The 18,425-nt window shown below is 27.6% G+C and carries 15 protein-coding genes, 1 pseudogene and 1 riboswitch; all 16 genes and pseudogenes read right to left on the bottom strand.

Annotated elements, in window-relative coordinates; translation table 11 throughout:
• Positions 1–19: 19 nt before the first annotated feature.
• The 16 genes and pseudogenes from thiE to DR020_RS09995 all read right to left on the bottom strand — a co-directional run bounded on the left by thiE (position 20) and on the right by DR020_RS09995 (position 18,381).
• A complete protein-coding gene (thiE, locus tag DR020_RS12510) occupies positions 20–607 on the bottom strand; it encodes a thiamine phosphate synthase (RefSeq protein ID WP_265327482.1) in 588 nt (195 codons plus the stop codon).
• A gap of 111 nt (positions 608–718) precedes the next feature.
• A pseudogene (gene thiD, locus DR020_RS12505) lies at positions 719–1,501 on the bottom strand (bifunctional hydroxymethylpyrimidine kinase/phosphomethylpyrimidine kinase); the annotation flags it as partial.
• Between the two features lie 161 nt (positions 1,502–1,662).
• Positions 1,663–2,967 (bottom strand): phosphomethylpyrimidine synthase ThiC, encoded by a 1,305-nt coding sequence (gene thiC, locus DR020_RS10060; protein WP_112365856.1) that lies wholly within the window; start codon positions 2,965–2,967, stop codon positions 1,663–1,665.
• Between the two features lie 46 nt (positions 2,968–3,013).
• Positions 3,014–3,622: a thiamine phosphate synthase gene (locus DR020_RS10055; RefSeq protein ID WP_055256957.1), complete on the bottom strand. Its 609-nt coding sequence runs from the start codon at positions 3,620–3,622 to the stop codon at positions 3,014–3,016.
• A gap of 1 nt (position 3,623) precedes the next feature.
• On the bottom strand, positions 3,624–4,727 hold the full coding sequence (thiH, locus tag DR020_RS10050; RefSeq protein WP_112365855.1) for a 2-iminoacetate synthase ThiH: 1,104 nt from the start codon (positions 4,725–4,727) through the stop codon (positions 3,624–3,626).
• Positions 4,728–4,739: 12 nt separating this feature from the next.
• Positions 4,740–5,504, bottom strand: a complete 765-nt coding sequence (locus tag DR020_RS10045; protein ID WP_055256959.1) for a thiazole synthase — start codon at positions 5,502–5,504, stop codon at positions 4,740–4,742.
• Between the two features lie 40 nt (positions 5,505–5,544).
• On the bottom strand, positions 5,545–6,345 hold the full coding sequence (thiF, locus tag DR020_RS10040) for a sulfur carrier protein ThiS adenylyltransferase ThiF (RefSeq protein ID WP_055257349.1): 801 nt from the start codon (positions 6,343–6,345) through the stop codon (positions 5,545–5,547).
• 1 nt (position 6,346) lies between these two features.
• Complete coding sequence (gene thiS, locus DR020_RS10035; RefSeq protein WP_070101116.1) at positions 6,347–6,541, bottom strand: sulfur carrier protein ThiS; 195 nt, start codon at positions 6,539–6,541, stop codon at positions 6,347–6,349.
• A gap of 139 nt (positions 6,542–6,680) precedes the next feature.
• Positions 6,681–6,780: riboswitch (TPP riboswitch) on the bottom strand.
• Positions 6,781–6,837: 57 nt separating this feature from the next.
• Positions 6,838–7,254: a PPC domain-containing DNA-binding protein gene (locus tag DR020_RS10030; RefSeq protein ID WP_112365854.1), complete on the bottom strand. Its 417-nt coding sequence runs from the start codon at positions 7,252–7,254 to the stop codon at positions 6,838–6,840.
• 109 nt (positions 7,255–7,363) lie between these two features.
• Entirely contained in the window at positions 7,364–8,560 is a 1,197-nt protein-coding gene (hydF, locus tag DR020_RS10025) for a [FeFe] hydrogenase H-cluster maturation GTPase HydF (RefSeq protein WP_112365853.1), read from the bottom strand.
• A gap of 11 nt (positions 8,561–8,571) precedes the next feature.
• Positions 8,572–9,957 (bottom strand): [FeFe] hydrogenase H-cluster radical SAM maturase HydG, encoded by a 1,386-nt coding sequence (gene hydG, locus DR020_RS10020; protein WP_055256963.1) that lies wholly within the window; start codon positions 9,955–9,957, stop codon positions 8,572–8,574.
• Between the two features lie 41 nt (positions 9,958–9,998).
• On the bottom strand, positions 9,999–11,057 hold the full coding sequence (hydE, locus tag DR020_RS10015) for a [FeFe] hydrogenase H-cluster radical SAM maturase HydE (RefSeq protein WP_055256964.1): 1,059 nt from the start codon (positions 11,055–11,057) through the stop codon (positions 9,999–10,001).
• Between the two features lie 10 nt (positions 11,058–11,067).
• Positions 11,068–11,316 carry a TM1266 family iron-only hydrogenase system putative regulator gene (locus tag DR020_RS10010; protein ID WP_055256965.1) on the bottom strand — a complete coding sequence of 83 codons (249 nt, stop codon included), beginning with the start codon at positions 11,314–11,316 and terminating at the stop codon, positions 11,068–11,070.
• Between the two features lie 296 nt (positions 11,317–11,612).
• The gene (locus tag DR020_RS10005) at positions 11,613–15,329 is read right to left on the bottom strand and encodes an AAA family ATPase (RefSeq protein ID WP_112365889.1); all 3,717 of its coding nucleotides are present in this window, start codon (positions 15,327–15,329) and stop codon (positions 11,613–11,615) included.
• Positions 15,330–15,513: 184 nt separating this feature from the next.
• Positions 15,514–16,857 (bottom strand): NADP-specific glutamate dehydrogenase, encoded by a 1,344-nt coding sequence (gene gdhA / locus DR020_RS10000; protein WP_055256966.1) that lies wholly within the window; start codon positions 16,855–16,857, stop codon positions 15,514–15,516.
• A 126-nt stretch (positions 16,858–16,983) separates the two neighbouring features.
• The gene (locus DR020_RS09995; protein ID WP_112365852.1) at positions 16,984–18,381 is read right to left on the bottom strand and encodes a DUF2334 domain-containing protein; all 1,398 of its coding nucleotides are present in this window, start codon (positions 18,379–18,381) and stop codon (positions 16,984–16,986) included.
• Between the last annotated feature and the right edge of the window lie 44 nt (positions 18,382–18,425).

Below are 18,425 nucleotides of genomic sequence, written 5' to 3'. Positions count from 1 at the left end.
TTAATTTTTTATCAATATTTTATTTTAAATTTTCATTAATCTCTTTTATAGTATTTTTTATATTATTAGTTTGAAAAATGGCAGAAATCACAGCTACTCCATCTATGTTTTCTCTCAAAGAGCTATTTATATTATTTTCTGTTATTCCTCCAATTCCAAAAATAGGATTATCCGTGATTTTTCTTATTTTTTGAAGAGTTTCTATAGATAAATTGACAGTATTGCTTTTACTTTTGCTTTTATATAAAGCACCTACTCCTAAATACGTAGCCCCTTCACTTATAGCCTCAAGTGCTTCCTTTTCATTATGTGCAGTTGCCCCTATTATTTTTCCTTCTCCTAATATCTTTTTTGCTTCGCTTATTTTCATATCTTCCCTTCCTAAATGCACTCCATGAGCATCAACTACAAGGGCTATGTCCACTCTATCATTTACAATAAATATTGCATTATACTCATGACAAAGTTGCTTTAGCACTCTAGCTTCTGCACACATATCCTTTGTTGATTTTTCTTTAGCTCTATACTGAACTATTTTTATTCCACATTCTAAAGCTATTCTAACTTTTTCAACTAATATATCAAAATCTAATCTATAATCTGTTATAAGGTATATTTTTTTTGATTTTAAATCAAATTCGTCTTTATTTTTATGATTTTCGATTAAATCATCAAATTTATTTTTTTCTTTTTTTATAATAAATTCCCCTTGATTATTATAAAATTTATAAAAATGGTGTGTTGGTCCTATCCCTTTACCTAGAGTAAATCCATACTTTATTGCATTTGTGACATATTCTTTTGCCAAAGCAACACTTTCCTTTAAGGACATTCCCTTAGCTATATTAGCAGCTATTGCTGAAGATAACGTACAGCCCGTCCCATGAGTATTATCATTTTCTATTCTTTCTTTTTCAAAAATAGTAAATTCTATTCCATCATATAAAACATCGATAGCATCACCCTTTAAATGTCCACCTTTTATTAAAACAGCTTTAGGTCCAAGGCTTAAAATAGCTTCTGCTGCTTTTTTCATATCATCTAACGTTAAAATTCTTTCATTTGTTATTTCTTCAGCTTCTAATATATTAGGCGTTATTAACGTTGCAAAAGGTATTAGATTAGTAATTAAAGCATCTTTTGCATCTTTTGACAAAAGATTAAATCCATTTTTAGACACCATAACAGGATCTATAACAATAGGTGGCAAATTTCTAATTTCTCTTAAACTTTCAACTATCGCATTTATTGATTCTTTTTTTGAAACCATCCCTATTTTAATTACATTTACATCTATATCATCAAAAATAACATTAATTTGTTTTTTTATCATATTTGAGCTTATATCCTCTATACTAAAAACTCCTTGAGTACTTTGTGCTGTTACTGCTGTTATTACACTCATTGCAAAAACTCCATTAGCAGACATAGTCTTAATATCAGCTTGAATACCTGCCCCTCCACAACTATCTGATCCTGCAATTGTAAGTCCATTAATCATAATTTTCTCCTTTTAAATTATCTATTTTATTATTTTTATATAAACAATATTAAATTTAAAATAAAAAATAGGGGATATATTATAAGTAATAATTATTTTATAATATATCTCTCCTAATCCATCTAAAACATATATTATTTAAACTTTTTATATAAATTATTTTAATTATTTATCTCTAAATGTTCTCCATTTAATATCTTTTTCATAGTTCTCATAGAACACATTTTTCCGCACATTGTACAACTCTCTTCATCATGAGGCTTAGAACTTTCTCTATATTCTCTAGCTTTACTACTGTCTATTGCTAAATTAAACATTCTTTCCCAATCAATATCAGCTCTTGCCATACTCATTTTCTTATCCCACTCTTTTGCGCCTTTTACATTTTTAGATATATCTCCTGCATGTGCTGCTATTTTACAAGCTATAATGCCTTCTTTCATATCGTTTAAATCTGGAAGTCTTAAATGTTCAGCTGGAGTTACATAACATAAGAAATCAGCTCCAGAACTTGCTGCAATAGCTCCTCCTATTGCTGATGTTATGTGGTCATATCCTGGAGCAATATCAGTAACTAATGGTCCTAAAACATAAAATGGTGCTCCATGACATAACTTTTTTTCTAATAACATATTGGACTGAATTTCATTTATCGCCATATGTCCAGGCCCTTCAATTATAACTTGTACATTTTTCTCCCATGCTCTTTTTGTAAGTTCACCTAATGTTATAAGTTCTTTTATTTGAGATGCATCTGTTGCATCACTAATTGAACCTGGTCTTAATGCATCTCCTAAAGAAAGAGTCATATCATACTTTGCACATATTTCTAAAAGCCTATCATAATATTCAAAAAATGGATTTTCACAATTATTAAGTTCCATCCAAGCAAATAAAAGAGAACCTCCCCTAGATACTATATTTGTAAGTCTTTTATTTCTCTTTACAGTTTCTACTGCCTCCCTATTTAATCCCGCATGAACTGTTATGAAATCAACTCCATCTTGTCCATGTCTTTCAACAACTTCAAAAAATTCATCAACTGTAATATCCTTTAAATCTTTATCATGAAACCCTAAGGCATCATACATAGGAACAGTTCCAACCATTGCACTTGACATTTCTATTATTCTTTTTCTCATTTCTTCTGTTTTCCCATAATTCGATAAATCCATTATAGATTCGGCTCCCATATCTAAAGCTACTCTTACCTTTTCTAATTCCTTTTCATAATCATAACAATCTTTAGATATTCCAAGATTAACATTTATTTTTGTTCTTAATCCTTCCCCTATCCCTTCTGCGTTTAACGATTTATGATTTTTGTTAGCAGGGATTGCAATTACTCCCTTTGCAAGTTTTCTTCTTATTTCCTCAGAAGTCATACCCTCTTTTAAAGCTACTGCCTCCATTTCTTTTGTTATAATTCCCTTTTTAGCTGCATCCATTTGAGTTGTATAATCCATAAAAAATCCTCCATTTAAAAACTATAAACTTTTTTCTTATATTTAATTACTTGCTATATTTATCTATAATAGATTGAAAATTTTTAAAGTCTTCATAAATATTTTGACTCTCCATAAAAGCACTCATAATAGCCACACCATCAACTTTTTCCTCTAAAACTTCATTTATATTTTTAGAGGTTATTCCCCCTAGTGCTATAACTTTTATACTTGTCTTTTCCTTTATCTCTCTTAAAAAACCTACACCTTTGCCTTTTAATCCTTCTTTACATTTAGTCTCATATATATTTGAAGCTAAAATATAATCTGCTCCTAGCTTTTCTACTAAAATTGCTTCATCCAAAGAATGAACAGAAACACCTAATACAAAAGAATCATTCAAATTTTGTTTTTTGTATTTTAAAAAATCATTAAATGAGAGGTGAAGCCCATAAGCTTTAACACGCCTTGCCAAGGCAATATCTGAATTTATTATTATTTTTGTATCATCCTCAATTATATTTTTTATATTTACATAAATATCTTCTAATTCATTTGAAGATAAGTCCTTTTCCCTTAAAATTATTCTTTTTAATCCTAAGGTAGATAAAGTTTTTATAACTTCATAATATTTTTCAGCGTCTACTAAATGTCTATTTGTTATCAAATAAAGCATTTTATATTCTCTCCCAATCTTTAAATATAGCTTGATATCCTAACGATTTTATAACATTCTTTATTTCTTTAGCACTCCTTGTATCATTTATTACAAATTGTTCTTCTCCAACATCCTCTATAGCATGTCCACCTACATTTGTTGATACCCCAGCACTTATTTTATTAGCACCAAGTGGAATTAAATTTTCTCTAAACACTGGTCTCTCCCTTGTAGATATATTAATTGAAGCTGTAGGATTAAATATTTTAAAAGCCAAAAGCATTTGAACAAAATTTTTATCATTTACCTTATTTATATCATCAAATTCTCCTTCATGAGGTCTTATTCTTGGAAGTGCATAAGCAATATTTACTTCTCTGTATTTTTTAGCAATATATTCTCCATGAAGAGCTGTAAAGAATGCGTCCACTCTAAAATCACTAAGACCTAAAAGCGCTCCAAGACCAATATCTCTCATTCCAGATTTTGCTCCTCTCTCTGGTGCATCTAATCTAAATATATAATCTTTCTTAGGGCCACTTATGTGAACTTTATCATAAACTTCTTCATTGTAAGTTTCTTGATATATAGTAAGCCCATCAACTCCAGCATCTACTAAAATCTTATACTCATTTTCAGTCAAAGCATAAACTTCTATCCCAATAGATGGAAACATTGGTTTTAACACTCTAACACACTCTGCTATATATGATACTGGTGTTTTAGTTTTACTCTCTCCTGTCAATATTAAAAGATGTTTAAAACCTTGTTTACTTATAGCTTCCCCTTCCAATTTGACTTCTTCTAATGTAAGCCTTTTCCTATGAATTTTATTAACTACATTATATCCACAATAAGCACAATGATTTTCACAGTAATTTGCAAGATATAAAGGAGTGTATAAATTTACTACTTTTCCAAAGTACTGAATTGATAATTCATTAGCCCTTTGAGCCATCTCTTCTAAACATTCTATAGCTTTAGGTGATAAAAGATTTAATAAATCTTCACTGTCTAATTTTTCTTTATGTATACTTTTTTTTACATCTTGTATAGTAGTATTTCTAAAATAGTTGTTAAAATCAAAATCTTTATATTTTTCTATAACTTTATAAAAACTCATATTCTCCATCCCCTATCTTAAAAATCCAGTAAGTGGTGATGATGCATTAGCACTACTTGAAATCTCACCAAATTTTGCAAGATATCCAAGCCTTCCACCCTCAACAGCCAATTTAAATGCTCTAGCCATTACTTTAGGGTCCTTTGATGAAGCTATAGCAGTGTTTACAAGGCAAGCTGAAGCTCCAAGTTCCATCGCTTCCATTGCATGAGATGGTCTGCCTATTCCAGCATCTACCACTATCGGTGCATCGATTTCTTCTATCATCATTCTTATAAGTTCTTTAGTTTTTAATCCCTTATTGCTTCCTATTGGTGATGCTAAAGGCATAATAGCAGCAGCACCCGCTTCCTTCATAGCACGTCCAAAATATATATCAGGGCTCATATAAGGAAGTACTACAAAACCCTCATTAGCCAATACCTCGGTTGCCTTTAAAGTTTCCAAATTATTTGGCATAAGATATTTATTGTCAGAGATAACCTCTATTTTAATCCAATTCCCACACCCCATAGCTCTTGCAAGTCTTGCAAGTCGTATAGCTTCACTAGCATTTCTCGCTCCTGATGTATTTGGAAGAAGTATAGTATCCTTTGGAATATATTCTAGTGGATTTTCTTCCTTATTATCAAAATCAATACGTCTTACAGCTAAAGTTATGACTTTAGAACCACTTTCTTTTAAAACCTCTGGAATTAATTCATTTGAACTATATTTACCTGTCCCTACAAATAATCTTGAACTTAATTTAATTCCTCCAATTATTAAATCATCCATGTATTTTTCCTCCTAATTTTTGCTTTATAACTTTAAATAATTAAATAGTTTTGCACAAAATCCTAACAGCTTCGTTTGCCATATGATTCGCTACAATTCCTACTCTAGGCGCCATAAGCCCTGAGCCCATCTTAGCTTCATTTATAAAATCACCGCAAACAAAAAATTTTTCATTTATCTTTCTCGTTCTTATAATATTAGAATCAAAATATCCAGCCATACCAGATCCCATTATTAAGTATTTATCTGGCATTTTTGTTAAAACAACATTAGCTAAAATAGCCTTACTTTCAGCTTTATCAAAAGCTTCAATTATTATATCTCTATCTTTAAACAAATATTCAATATTGTCTTTATCTATAAATACATTGTTAGTTTTAACATTTATAAATGGATTTATTTTAAGTAAAATCTCCTTCAAAGCATCTACTTTAAATTTTCCAATATCTTTTACAAAATACTGTTGTCTATTTAAATTAGATGGCTCTACTATATCAAAATCACATATCACAATATCCCCAATCCCAACTCTAGCTAAAGATATTGCTATATTAGATCCAAGACCTCCACATCCAACTATTGCTACTTTTGCTTTTTTTAATCTTTCAAAAACACCCGGAGTATGTCTTGCCATCATAAGAAATTCAAGTTCATCTTCTTTAGGTATCTCTCCTTTTTTTATCAAAGTAACTTTATCATTCTCATTCAATTTAATATTGCTATTAATAGGGAATCCATTTAAAATAACGACATCTGCATCATTTTTATATTTTCCCTTAACATCGGAAATATAGGCATTTTTATCAATATTAATCTTTAATTCATTTACGTATATATTTATCTTAACCACCTCCCACAAAACTTAAAACTTCTAAAGAATCATTTTCTTTAACAATAAAACTATCATATTCCTCCTTATGTATTATGTTTAAATTAACTTCTACAACAACTCTTTCTTCGTTAACATTTAATTTTTTTAATATTTCAGAAATAGTTGAATTTTCTGTAAATTCATACTTTTTGCCGTTTATTATCATTACTATACACTCCTAAAAATTATTTAATATTTTTATATATTTATAAACTATTTAGAAAATAAAAAGACTTGCTTAAATAGCAAGTCTTAAAAATCTATAACTTTATTTGTAATTGTATTATATCTTCACAAACAAAAATCGCTAAATTTACTTGCTTTCCTACGCTGGTATTAACCATATCAGGTTCATAGGGTTGGATTTTCCTCTCAGCCAATTATTTGGCACCCCTAGCAACAATTTATTATATTAACTTTACCTTTATTATATACCTATATTTTTTTATTGTAAATAGCAAATTATACATCTATAAGATTTATTCCAACCTCATCTAAATATCTATTTAAATTTCCCTCTATTTCTGTTACTATTATTTCAGCAGTTATAGTAACTTTCCCCTCTATAAAATGCCCTCCATAACATATACAATCTTGTCCACTAAAATTTATATGTAAATGCATATATGGTTCATTATCTTTTGTTGTAATATTTCCTGTAAGACTTGTTATCTCATAATTATCATTAAATATTGTTTCATTATATTTTTTGCTTTCTATATCATAAATCCCTATCTTTGTATCAGTTACTGCGCCTATTCCATTTACCATGGCTGCTTTTATATTGTTTTCTTTAGCAAATTTTTTTAAACTTTCAACTATGTTTTCATCTTTCTCAAGTCTAACAACATAAATATTTTTTCTCTTTGTATACTTCATTTTACAACCTCCATAAAAAATAATATCTTTATTTTATTATACTAAAAAATACAAAAGTAATATTAATAGTAGATAAATTTATTATCTACTATTAACTCATGCTCTACACTTAAATGTTATCTTTAAAGCATTTTACACTTCTATCTAAAATATCATTTAAGAAAGCTAAAATTATTCCATAATTAGTTATAGGAACATTCTCTTCTTTACAGTAATTTATTCGATTCACTACAGTTTTTCTATTTATCATGCAAGCACCACAATGTATTATTAAATCATATTCTTTTATGTTATCTGGAAAATCATGTCCTACTCTGTATTCAAAATTTAATTTTTGTCCTACATATTTAGTTAAAAGTTTAGGAATTTTCACTCTTCCTATATCTTCATGAGACACATTGTGAGTACAACTCTCTGATATTAAAATCTTTGAACCCTCTTTTAAGTTTTTTACAGCATTAGCTCCTTTTATAAAATCACTAATCTCTCCCTTATGTCTTGCAAAAAGAATTGAAAAACTAGTTAAAGGTGTATCTTCTGAAACTATTTTGGAAACTTTTTTAAAAGCTTGAGAATCTGTTACCACTAAATCAACATTTTTCAAATCTTTTAAAGCGCTTTCAAGTTCAGTATCTCGAACTACATAACTCTTTATTCCATGATCTAAACAATCTCTTATACACTGAACTTGCGGAAGAATTATCCTTCCCTTTGGAGCTTCTGAATCTACTGGTACAACCAAAACAACTGTTCCATTATAAGGAATTAAATCTCCAAGTATTGGTCCATCTTCCTCTTCTTTTTGTAAACTTTTTATAAGAGCATCTTTAACTTTTTCCACTCCTATATCTTTTAAAACTGATATAAAAATACCATTTTTAAATTCATTTTTTAATTTACTTAAAACTTCTTCTGATACTTTATCTATTTTATTTACTATAATCAAATAAGGTATATTATATTTCTTAAAGTTTATCTTAGCTTTTTCAAGTTCATCTCTATCGACATTATTTGCATCCATAACATAAAGAGCTATATCAGTTCTTTTTAATACATCTAAAGTTTTTTTAATCCTCAAATCTCCAAGTTCGCTTTTATCATCAATACCTGCTGTATCTATAAATACTACAGGCCCCACTGGAATAAGTTCCATAGCTTTTAAAACTGGATCTGTCGTAGTTCCTGCAATATCTGATACTAAAGATACTTCTTGGTTTAATATCTTATTTATTAATGAGGATTTTCCAGTATTAGTTTTTCCATACACTGTTATATGTTTTCTATTAGCATTTGGTGTACTGTTCATAAAACTCCTCCTTAAATGTAATAATCCCTTCCACCTTCTTTAAGTTTTTCTAAACTTTCCATTATAAATTCTTTAACTTTTTCTGATTTTAATTTTTCAGTTCTTTCTTTGATTACTTTTTCTGCTTTTTTACAAGTTTCTGCATCACCATAATCTAACACATATTCCATAAGAGTAAGCATTGCATTTGGTTCACACATATTTTGTATTTCACCACTTTTTGCAAGCTTCATGAACTTCTCACCAGTTCTACCCATTCTATAACAAGCAGTACAATAACTTGGAATATATCCATCATCTAAAAGACCATTTAAAACCTCTAAAGGTGTCCTTTCATCTGAAGTTTTAAATTGAGCCTCTCCACTACCTTTTTCTTCTCTTTCTTTATATCCACCAACACCAGTACTTGAACCTGAACTTACTTGGGTTACACCAAATTTTAATGCATCCCTTCTCATCTCTGGTGTTTCTCTTGTTGACATTATTATTCCTGTAAATGGTACAGCTATTCTTATTACTGCAACTAATTTTTTAAACATCTCATCATCAACTATATTCGGGAATTTTTCTAAATTTATTCCACCTGATGGTCTAAGTCTTGGAACTGATATTGTGTGGAATCCTACACCAAATTTCTTTTCCATTTCTTCATTATGAATCATAAGTCCTAAAACTTCAAATTTAGGATCTGCAAGTCCAAATAAAACTCCAGCTCCTACATCATCTATTCCACCCTCCATTGCTCTATGCAATGCTGTTAAATGATAATTATAATCTCCTTTTAAACAATTTGGATGCATCTTTTCATAAGTTGGTTTATGATATGATTCTTGGAATAATATATAAGTCCCAATATTTGCTTCCTTTAATTTCTTATAATTTTCAACAGTTGTTGCTGCTATATTTACATTAACCCTTCTTATAGTTCCATTTTCATTTTGAGTATTATATATAGTTTTTAAACTATCAATTACATATTCAATTGGTGCATGAACTGGATCTTCTCCAACTTCTAAAGCTAATCTTTTATGCCCCATTTTTTCTAAAAGTTTTACTTCTTCTGCAATTTCTTCTTGAGTTAATCTTCTTCTCTTAAAATCATGACACTTATGATATCCACAATACACACAATTATTCACACAATAATCACTTATATATAAAGGAGCAAAAACAACAACCCTATTTCCATATATAGATTCTTTTATTTCTCCTGCAACTTCAAATATCTTTTTTAGTAGTTCCTTATCTTCAACCTGTATAAGTGCTGCAACATCCTCGTGGCTTACTCCTTGTTTATTCTTTGCTTTTTCTAAAATTTGTATTATATCTTCTTTGGTTGCCTTTTTCCCATCTTCTAAAAGTTTATATATATATTCATGATTTATAAAATTTTCCATTTCACATTCTCCTAACGTTTTATTAAAACTTAAAATAAATTCTATTTACTTTCTTTTTCCCAAAGAATACTGTCTCCTCTAGATATATCAATCTGAAAGCCTATATTATTCATTCTTCTCTCTATACACATTCTACACTCGGCAGCTTCATCTCCTGTACATATCTTTCCATCATAAAGAGAATATTTTTCACGCACATCAGTTGGTGATAAATTAGGCATAACAACATTTGCACCTGCTTTTATTCCTTTTTCTCTACCAGTTGGATCTATAGTTCCTAATGATGTTGTTGCCGGAAGCAATGTGTCTGGAAGAAGAAGTCTTAAAATAGCAATCATTATAATTGTTTTTTCTAATGTTCCACCTTCCTCATTATTTAAAGGAGTATCTTTATGAGGTATAAAAGGTCCTATACCACACATATGAGGTTTTAATTGTTTTGTATAAATCAAATCATCTACCAAACTATTATTATCTTGTTCAGGAAGCCCTATCATAAACCCAGAGCCTATTTGATATCCTATCTCTCTTAAATCTTCTAAACATTTTCTTCTATTTTCAAAACTAGCGTTTGGATGAAGCTTTTCATAAAGAGTTTTGGTTGCTGTTTCATGTCTCAAAAGATATCTATCAGCACCTGCTTTAAACATTTTTTTATAGCTTTCATAAGACCTTTCGCCTATTGATAAGGTAATTGCGTTATTAGGAAGTATAGATTTTATCTTCGTTATAATTTCAACCATAATCTCATCTGTAAAGAAAGGATCCTCTCCCCCTTGTAAAACAACTGTTTTATACCCTAATTTATCTCCTAAAACAGCACAATTTACTATCTGCTCTACAGTTAATCTATACCTATCTGCATCCTTATTACTTTTCCTTATACCACAATACTTACAATCTCTTACACAGTAGTTTGTAAACTCTATAAGCCCTCTCATATAAACCTTATCTTTATATGTTTTCATTCGAACTTCATTAGCTTTTTCAGTTAAATAATTTATTGAATCCTTATCTATATTATCTAAAAGATATAAAAGTTCTTCTCTAGTTGCAATATTCTCTTTATACAACTTATCAATAATATTTATTGTATTCATTCCCATCTCCTTAAATTTCTTTTTTACCTATAGCAGTTTTTATACTTACTCCTTGAATTTTTCCTAACTTTCCTGTAAGACTATTTATTTCATCCAACTTACCTGTAAGTATTATAGATATAACTGTTATATCCTCTCTTATTGGTATTCCCATTCTCCCTTTAATTTTGCCTCTAAAATTAATAAGGATATCATTAAACTCTTCCTGACTCTTTATAGGATCTTCTAAAATAGCACTTATAACAGCTATTTTTTCCATAAAAACTCCTCCTCTAAAAAACAATAAACCTAGCTTTCTCAAACAGAAAACTAGGTTTATATTTATTCACATAGGCTAAACATAATTTATAACCTTCATTAGCATTAATAAACTTTATAAATAATTATGTTAGTCTTCCAGATTAGCATTTCTTTTCTGTTAGACAATAAACTTTAACTGCTATTACATTAAAATAAGAACATCTCATTATAATGAAAATAATAATTTAAATTAACTTACACTTTTATATTAAATTTTTAAAAACATATTGTCAATACTTATATTGATATATTCTTTTAATATTTACTTATTATTTTTGCTTTTAGAACTTTAAATTCACTTTCATCTATAACATTTAAATCAAAAAGATTTTTAATATTTAGAAGTTCTTCCTTTAATAATTCAGAATTTAATTTAGTTTGTGGTTCAATTATTTCTCTTTCTTTTTCCACTTCACTCTTTTTCATTCTTTTTTCTTCTGTTAGTTCGTGTTTTTCTATATCTGCTACAAACAAAGGTTTAATATCTTTCTTATCTTCAATTGTAAATGCCCTTACATTTCTCCTATTTGCAATTATTCTATCATTATTCTTTCTTCTACATAAAATTCCAAGTCCAGCACCATCTTTACATAGTTCACATGCAAAAATATTTCTTTCAATAAATCTTTCTTTAGTCAATAAAATATCTTTATCTATTATAGTATTTATTTCTTTTGCTGATAAAGAACCTGTACTAACTCTTATGCTCTGAACTCTAATTAAAGTATCTATAAATTTTTTAACCATTATTCCGTTTTTTATTGATAATTTTTTATTGTTTGAAAACTCATCCATAATACTTTTTAGTAGCTCATCTGTACCTTTGCTAAGCACAAATCCTTTTTCTTTTAAAGAATATCTTGCAACTCCTATAAGCTGTTCTAAATTATACGGTGAGAAATTCAACCAAAGTGGAAATCTTCCACTAAAATCAGAGTTACCTGCATAAAGACATCTTAGTTTATCTCCATCTCCACTCAATGCCACTATAACCTTTGTCTTATTTTCATCTATAAACTTTAATAATGCATCTAAAATATATTCATTATTATCCTCTTCCATTAAAAGATTAAAGTCATTTATATATAAGACTCTTCCTAAAGATTCTCCTAAAATATCTTTTAATTTATTTCCGTCTTTTAGCATAAGTAATATATCTCTTGCAGCCAATTCCATTAAGTTCTTTGATTTAACCATACCTAAGTTATAATACATCTCACTTAATATTTTTAATGCTGTTTTTTTACCGGTTCCATCTTCCCCTATAAATACCATATTCATAAGTCTATTAACTTCTGTTCTCATCCCTAGACGTTGTCTCTTTTTATTAACCCTTGTTAGATTATATTGATTTCTTATAAATTGTTTTGAATTCTCAGCAATAATAACTTCATTTAGCTTTTGTTCTAAATCATAAGTATTTATATGTTCTGCCTCATTTATTTTTTCAATATCTCTTGTTGTTATAAGATTCATCTCATACACACTTATATCATTTTCAGCAATTCTTATACTTTGATTTCTTATAAGATTTTCAACATAATTTCGAACCATTCTACCATTTCCAGATTGTGCATCTGAATTTTCATAAACATCTATTAAACTATTTTTTAAAGAAATATATGCATTTTTTGATAATTTAAATCCATTTTTCTCTATAAGTTTTATAGCCATTTGTAAAAGTTCATCAGGATTATAGTCTTGGAATGTCGTCCAAAGTGGGAATCTTGACCTTAAGCCTATATTTACATCAAAGAAATTTTCCATTTCTTTTTCATATCCAGCTAAAATAACTATAACTTCATTTGAATAATCTTCAATAAGTTTTAATAAAACCTCTATCGCATCTCTACCTAATTTATCATTAGCTAAAGTATAAGCTTCATCTATAAATAATATTCCGCCAATTGCTTCCTTAAATTTATCCTCTGTTTTTTTTGCAGTTTCTTCTGTAGTATTTGCAACAAAGCCTGATCTGTCTGTTTCTATAAGTTGACCTATTTTTAAAAGTCCCATACTATTTAACATTTCAGCTACAAGTCTTGCCACACTTGTTTTTCCAGTTCCAGGATTTCCGGCGAAAACCATATTTAAATTTTGCTCAAGTTTTGTTTCAACACCAGCTGCTTTTCTCTTTTCATGCGCCGCTATAAGTTTATATTGATTTCTTATAAGAGTTTTAACTTCATCTAATCCTATTATACTTTTTAATTTTTCTTCTAAATTAAATTTTGCATTTACTTTAAAATTGAAATTATCTTTTTCTAAAAGGTCAATTTGCTTTTTATTATCAGTTAAATATTTTTTAGAAGCATCCATTATAGCATTTTCTACAACATTTCTTACAAATCTAGCATTTCCTAAATCACTTTTACCTATCAATTGATTTTTTGTAAACAAATCTATTAATCCTTCTTTAGCAGATTTGTCTATTCTATATCCTTTTGACTTTGCTATATTTACAGCTATTTCATACATTTCCACAGGATTATAATCCTCAAAAGCAATAGTATTTGGGAATCTTGATTTTAACCCTTGGTTAATAGATAAGAAATTTTCCATATCTCTTTCATAACCAGCTAAAATAACTATTAAATCATTTTTATTATCTTCAATCCCCTTAAGTAGTGCCTCTATTATCTCTTTTCCTACTTTATCATCTTCACTCTCACACAAGGAATATGCCTCATCAATAAATAATACTCCTCCTAAGGCAGAATTTACAACTTCCATAGTCTTCTTAGCTGTATCATTTAAATTTTCAGTTACAAAATCAGCCTTACTAGCTTCTATAAATATTCCAGTTGACAATATTCCAAGAGCATTTAAATATTCATATGTTATTCTTGCTGCATTAGTTTTTCCAACACCTGCATTACCTTCAAATATCATATTTAAAGATATGTTTGAATTTCTAAGACCAAGTCTTTTTCTTATTCTTTGTACTTTAAAATTATTATCTATACTGTTTATAAACTCTTTTAAATTTGACATTCCTATTATAGAGTTTAATTTATATTTAACCTCTTCTAATGTTGGCATTGAATAATTGTTTAAATCATATACCTCTTTATCTGTTTTACATAAAATAGTATTGTTTTCCACATATATTAATGCTCTTTCCTCAATCCCTATATGTTCATTTATCATTAAATTTTTAATTGGATCATACAATCTTGACTTAACATAATCTGATATTCCAAAATTATCATTTTTTACATAAGTTTCTTGAAGATAATGGCACATACCATATTGTTTTTCTAAATTATCATTTTCATTTATATCATATATAACATCTAATTTTAAATCATTTTTTATTTTCTCTATTGTTTTTAATACTTCCCTATGAACTACACTTCTTCTTTCATTTTCATCCAAAGATTTAGTATAAAAAATTGCATCTACCATCTTAGAATAATCTTTAGGAAAATATTTATTTAAATCTATTTTCTTTTCATCTGATACAAAAACCAAAAATTTGTTATTACATGTAATCTCTTTTATGTTTTCATAACTTTTTTCACTAGATTCAACTAATATTTGATTTTTTATTACATAATTATCCTTTAACTTTATACAACTATTTGGTGATATTTTAGACAATGTTTTTAAAATATCTTTTGTTGCATTTTCTATATTTCTAAAAATTAAACATTCTGAATCACTTTTTAATTTTTCATAAATATCAGTTAAAAAAGCATTATATCCATAATTAAAGTTATATGAGCCTAAATCAATTTGTTCTACTACTCCTACTTTAATTAAATTTTTTTCTTTTAATTTTTCAAAAAGACATTTTATGCTTAATTTTTTACCTGTATCTTTTTCTCCATTAATGAAAATTATTCCTCTTTGGTCACCTTCAATTTTTTTTTGAAAATATGTACAAAGTTTTTCTATAAACTTATCTTGACCTATTAATCTATTATTTAAACTCTTTTTTATATCTATAAATTTTTCATTTGTATTAATCAATTAAGAAACACCTCTTTTCTTATTTATTAGTATATTTAATTATATCAAATAATATTATTTATATTTATTATAATATTATTAATATTATCTAGCAATAAAAATTATTATTTAATAATAATTAAACAATAAAAAAAGAGGAATAAGAAAATTCTTATCCCACTTTTTGTTTTATGAATTACTTTTAAACTATGCCTTGAGCTAACATCGCATCTGCAACTTTCAAAAATCCTGCAATATTTGCTCCAACTACAAGATTTCCTTCATATCCATATTCTTTTGCAGCATTTTTTGCATTATAATATATATTAACCATAAGTTCCTTAAGTTTCTTATCAACTTCTTCAAATGTCCAAGAAAGTCTTTGGCTATTTTGGCTCATCTCTAATGCAGATGTTAAAACTCCACCTGCATTTGCAGCCTTTGCTGGTGCAAATAAAACATTATTATCTAATAACACCTTTTGTGCCTCTAAAGTTAATGGCATATTAGCTCCTTCTCCAAGTGCAAAAACTCCATTTGACACTAAAAGTTTAGCTGATTTAGCATCAACTTCATTTTGAGTCGCACAAGGAAGAGCTATATCACATTTTATGCTCCATATACCTTTGCAACCCTCTGTATATACTGCATCTTTTTTATAATTTAAATACTCTTTTATTCTGCCTCTTTTAACTTCCTTAATTTCCTTTACTACATCTAGATTTATTCCATCTTTATCATAAATATATCCAGATGAATCTGAAAGTGCTACAACTTTTCCGCCCAATGCTTGAACCTTTTCAGTAGCATATATTGCAACATTTCCTGATCCTGATATTACAACAGTCTTATCTTTAAAGTCTTTCCCATTATCTCTTAGCATTTCATCAACTAAATAAACAAGTCCATAACCTGTAGCTTCAGTTCTTGCTAAACTACCACCATAGCTTAGTCCTTTACCAGTTAAAACTCCATCAAAAGAATCTCTTATTCTTTTATATTGACCATACATATAACCAATTTCACGACCACCAACTCCAATATCTCCAGCTGGAACATCCACATTTTCTCCTATATGTCTATAAAGCTCTGTCATAAAACTTTGACAAAATCTCATTATTTCTCTATCTGATTTTCCTTTAGGATCAAAATTTGATCCTCCTTTTCCTCCTCCTATTGGAAGTGAAGTTAAAGAATTTTTAAATATTTGTTCAAATCCTAAAAATTTTATAATACTTAAATTTACTGAAGGATGAAATCTTAAACCACCTTTATAAGGTCCAATAGCACTATTAAACTGAACTCTATATCCCCTATTAACTTTAACATTTCCATTATCATCAATCCAAGGAACTCTAAACATAATAACCCTTTCAGGTTCTACCAATCTTTCTAAAACTCCTTCTTCTATATATCTTTTATCTTTTTCTAAAACTGGTACAATAGATGTTAAAACTTCTGTTGCAGCATCTAGGAATTCTTTTTCACCTTTATTATTTTGTTCTAAACTACATAATAGATTTTCTACATAAACTTTTGCGTCCATTTGAAAACTCCCCCTTCAACATATAAATTTTTAACTTTATACATATTATACTATATTTTTTTCAATAATAGAAGTATTTTTTAATAATTTAATATTTTTATCTGTTATTTATTATTCATTTAACATTTATGCTATTTTGTTATTGTTATTTTTACAATAATTGTATATTAGTATGAATAATATACTTAATATCACTATACTTCCTAACAATATAAAATTTAATCTAGTATGAAAAAAATTCTTTTTTAAATCAGCGTTTTCATTTTGCGTATTTAAAATATTCTCATCATCATATGATTTTATGATACAATTTATATCCCCATTAGATGAACTTATTTCTATTTTATTTAATTCAATTTTGTTTTTCATATGACTTAAATCAAAGTATTTTATATTTTCCTTATTCAAACTTTTCACAATTTGCTTTAAATATTCTATGTCTAAAATTGAATTGTAAGATACCGTACCTACACTTCCCTTTACCTTTAATAATTTTTTTATATTATATTCTATATTTTGAAGCCAATTCTTATTATTACTATCAATCTTTCCCACATTATTCGTTATTATATTGTAACTGTTTTGAAAATCAGTTATTATAAATGGATATTTAAAAACATTATTTAATTCACCACTATACATAAACGTATTAAAACTATTTTTTAACTTTTCAAAATCTTTTTCACTAGTTATTTCTATCCCTAATGGATAAATATTATTTTTTGCACACTCTATAATAAATTTTTCTAATATACTTTTTTCATCATTTTCATTTGCTAAATAATTTTTATGTATAAAATTATTTTTTATTACTACGCTACCACCTTTATCAATCATATATCTTATGGTAGAAAAAAATTCTTTAACATTATAATAAATTATATCATTTTCATTAATACTTAAATTTTTTATATCTAGTATTTCATCTAACACTATTATAAAAGGTACTCCTTCACTATGTAAATAATCTGCTATTTCCCTTAACTTAGTGCTATCTGATAACGTATTAACATTTGTTATCTTTAAAAACATTCTTAAATATTCGTCATTTTCTTTCTCAAAAAATGAATTAAATGCTTCTGTTAGAGTCAAAAAAGATTCAAATTCATTGGGGATTATAACCATATTCCATATATTATTTATCTTCCATACTGTACCGTGTTCTTTATTAACATTATCTTTTAGTATTTGTGATACTCCAGACCCTACCCAAAATATATCTCCAGTAAAATTTTCTAAATCAAGTATTAATTCTGAATTTGATATATTAGCATTAGAAATAATTATAACCTTATCATAATTAAATAACTCTCCATAATTATACTCAATATCTTTTATACATCTTTCTTTTGCCCCATATACTCCTAATACATTTTTTATTGCTTCAGTAACAATATAGTTTTCTGCACTATTTTCAACTATAAGTACATCTGTATAATCAGTTGCCACAACCATTTCCCCTTTAGGAAAATATAGCAAAACAAATATTATTCCTAAAAATTTCAAAAGCATACTTTGTTTCATTTATTGCGTATCTCCATAATACTAATCTATATTATATTCATAAA

This window comes from Sarcina ventriculi, assembly GCF_900456775.1.
Taxonomy (GTDB): domain Bacteria; phylum Bacillota; class Clostridia; order Clostridiales; family Clostridiaceae; genus Sarcina; species Sarcina ventriculi.
Note: the sequence above shows the minus strand (reverse complement) of the source record. Positions and strands in the feature narration are given on the sequence as shown.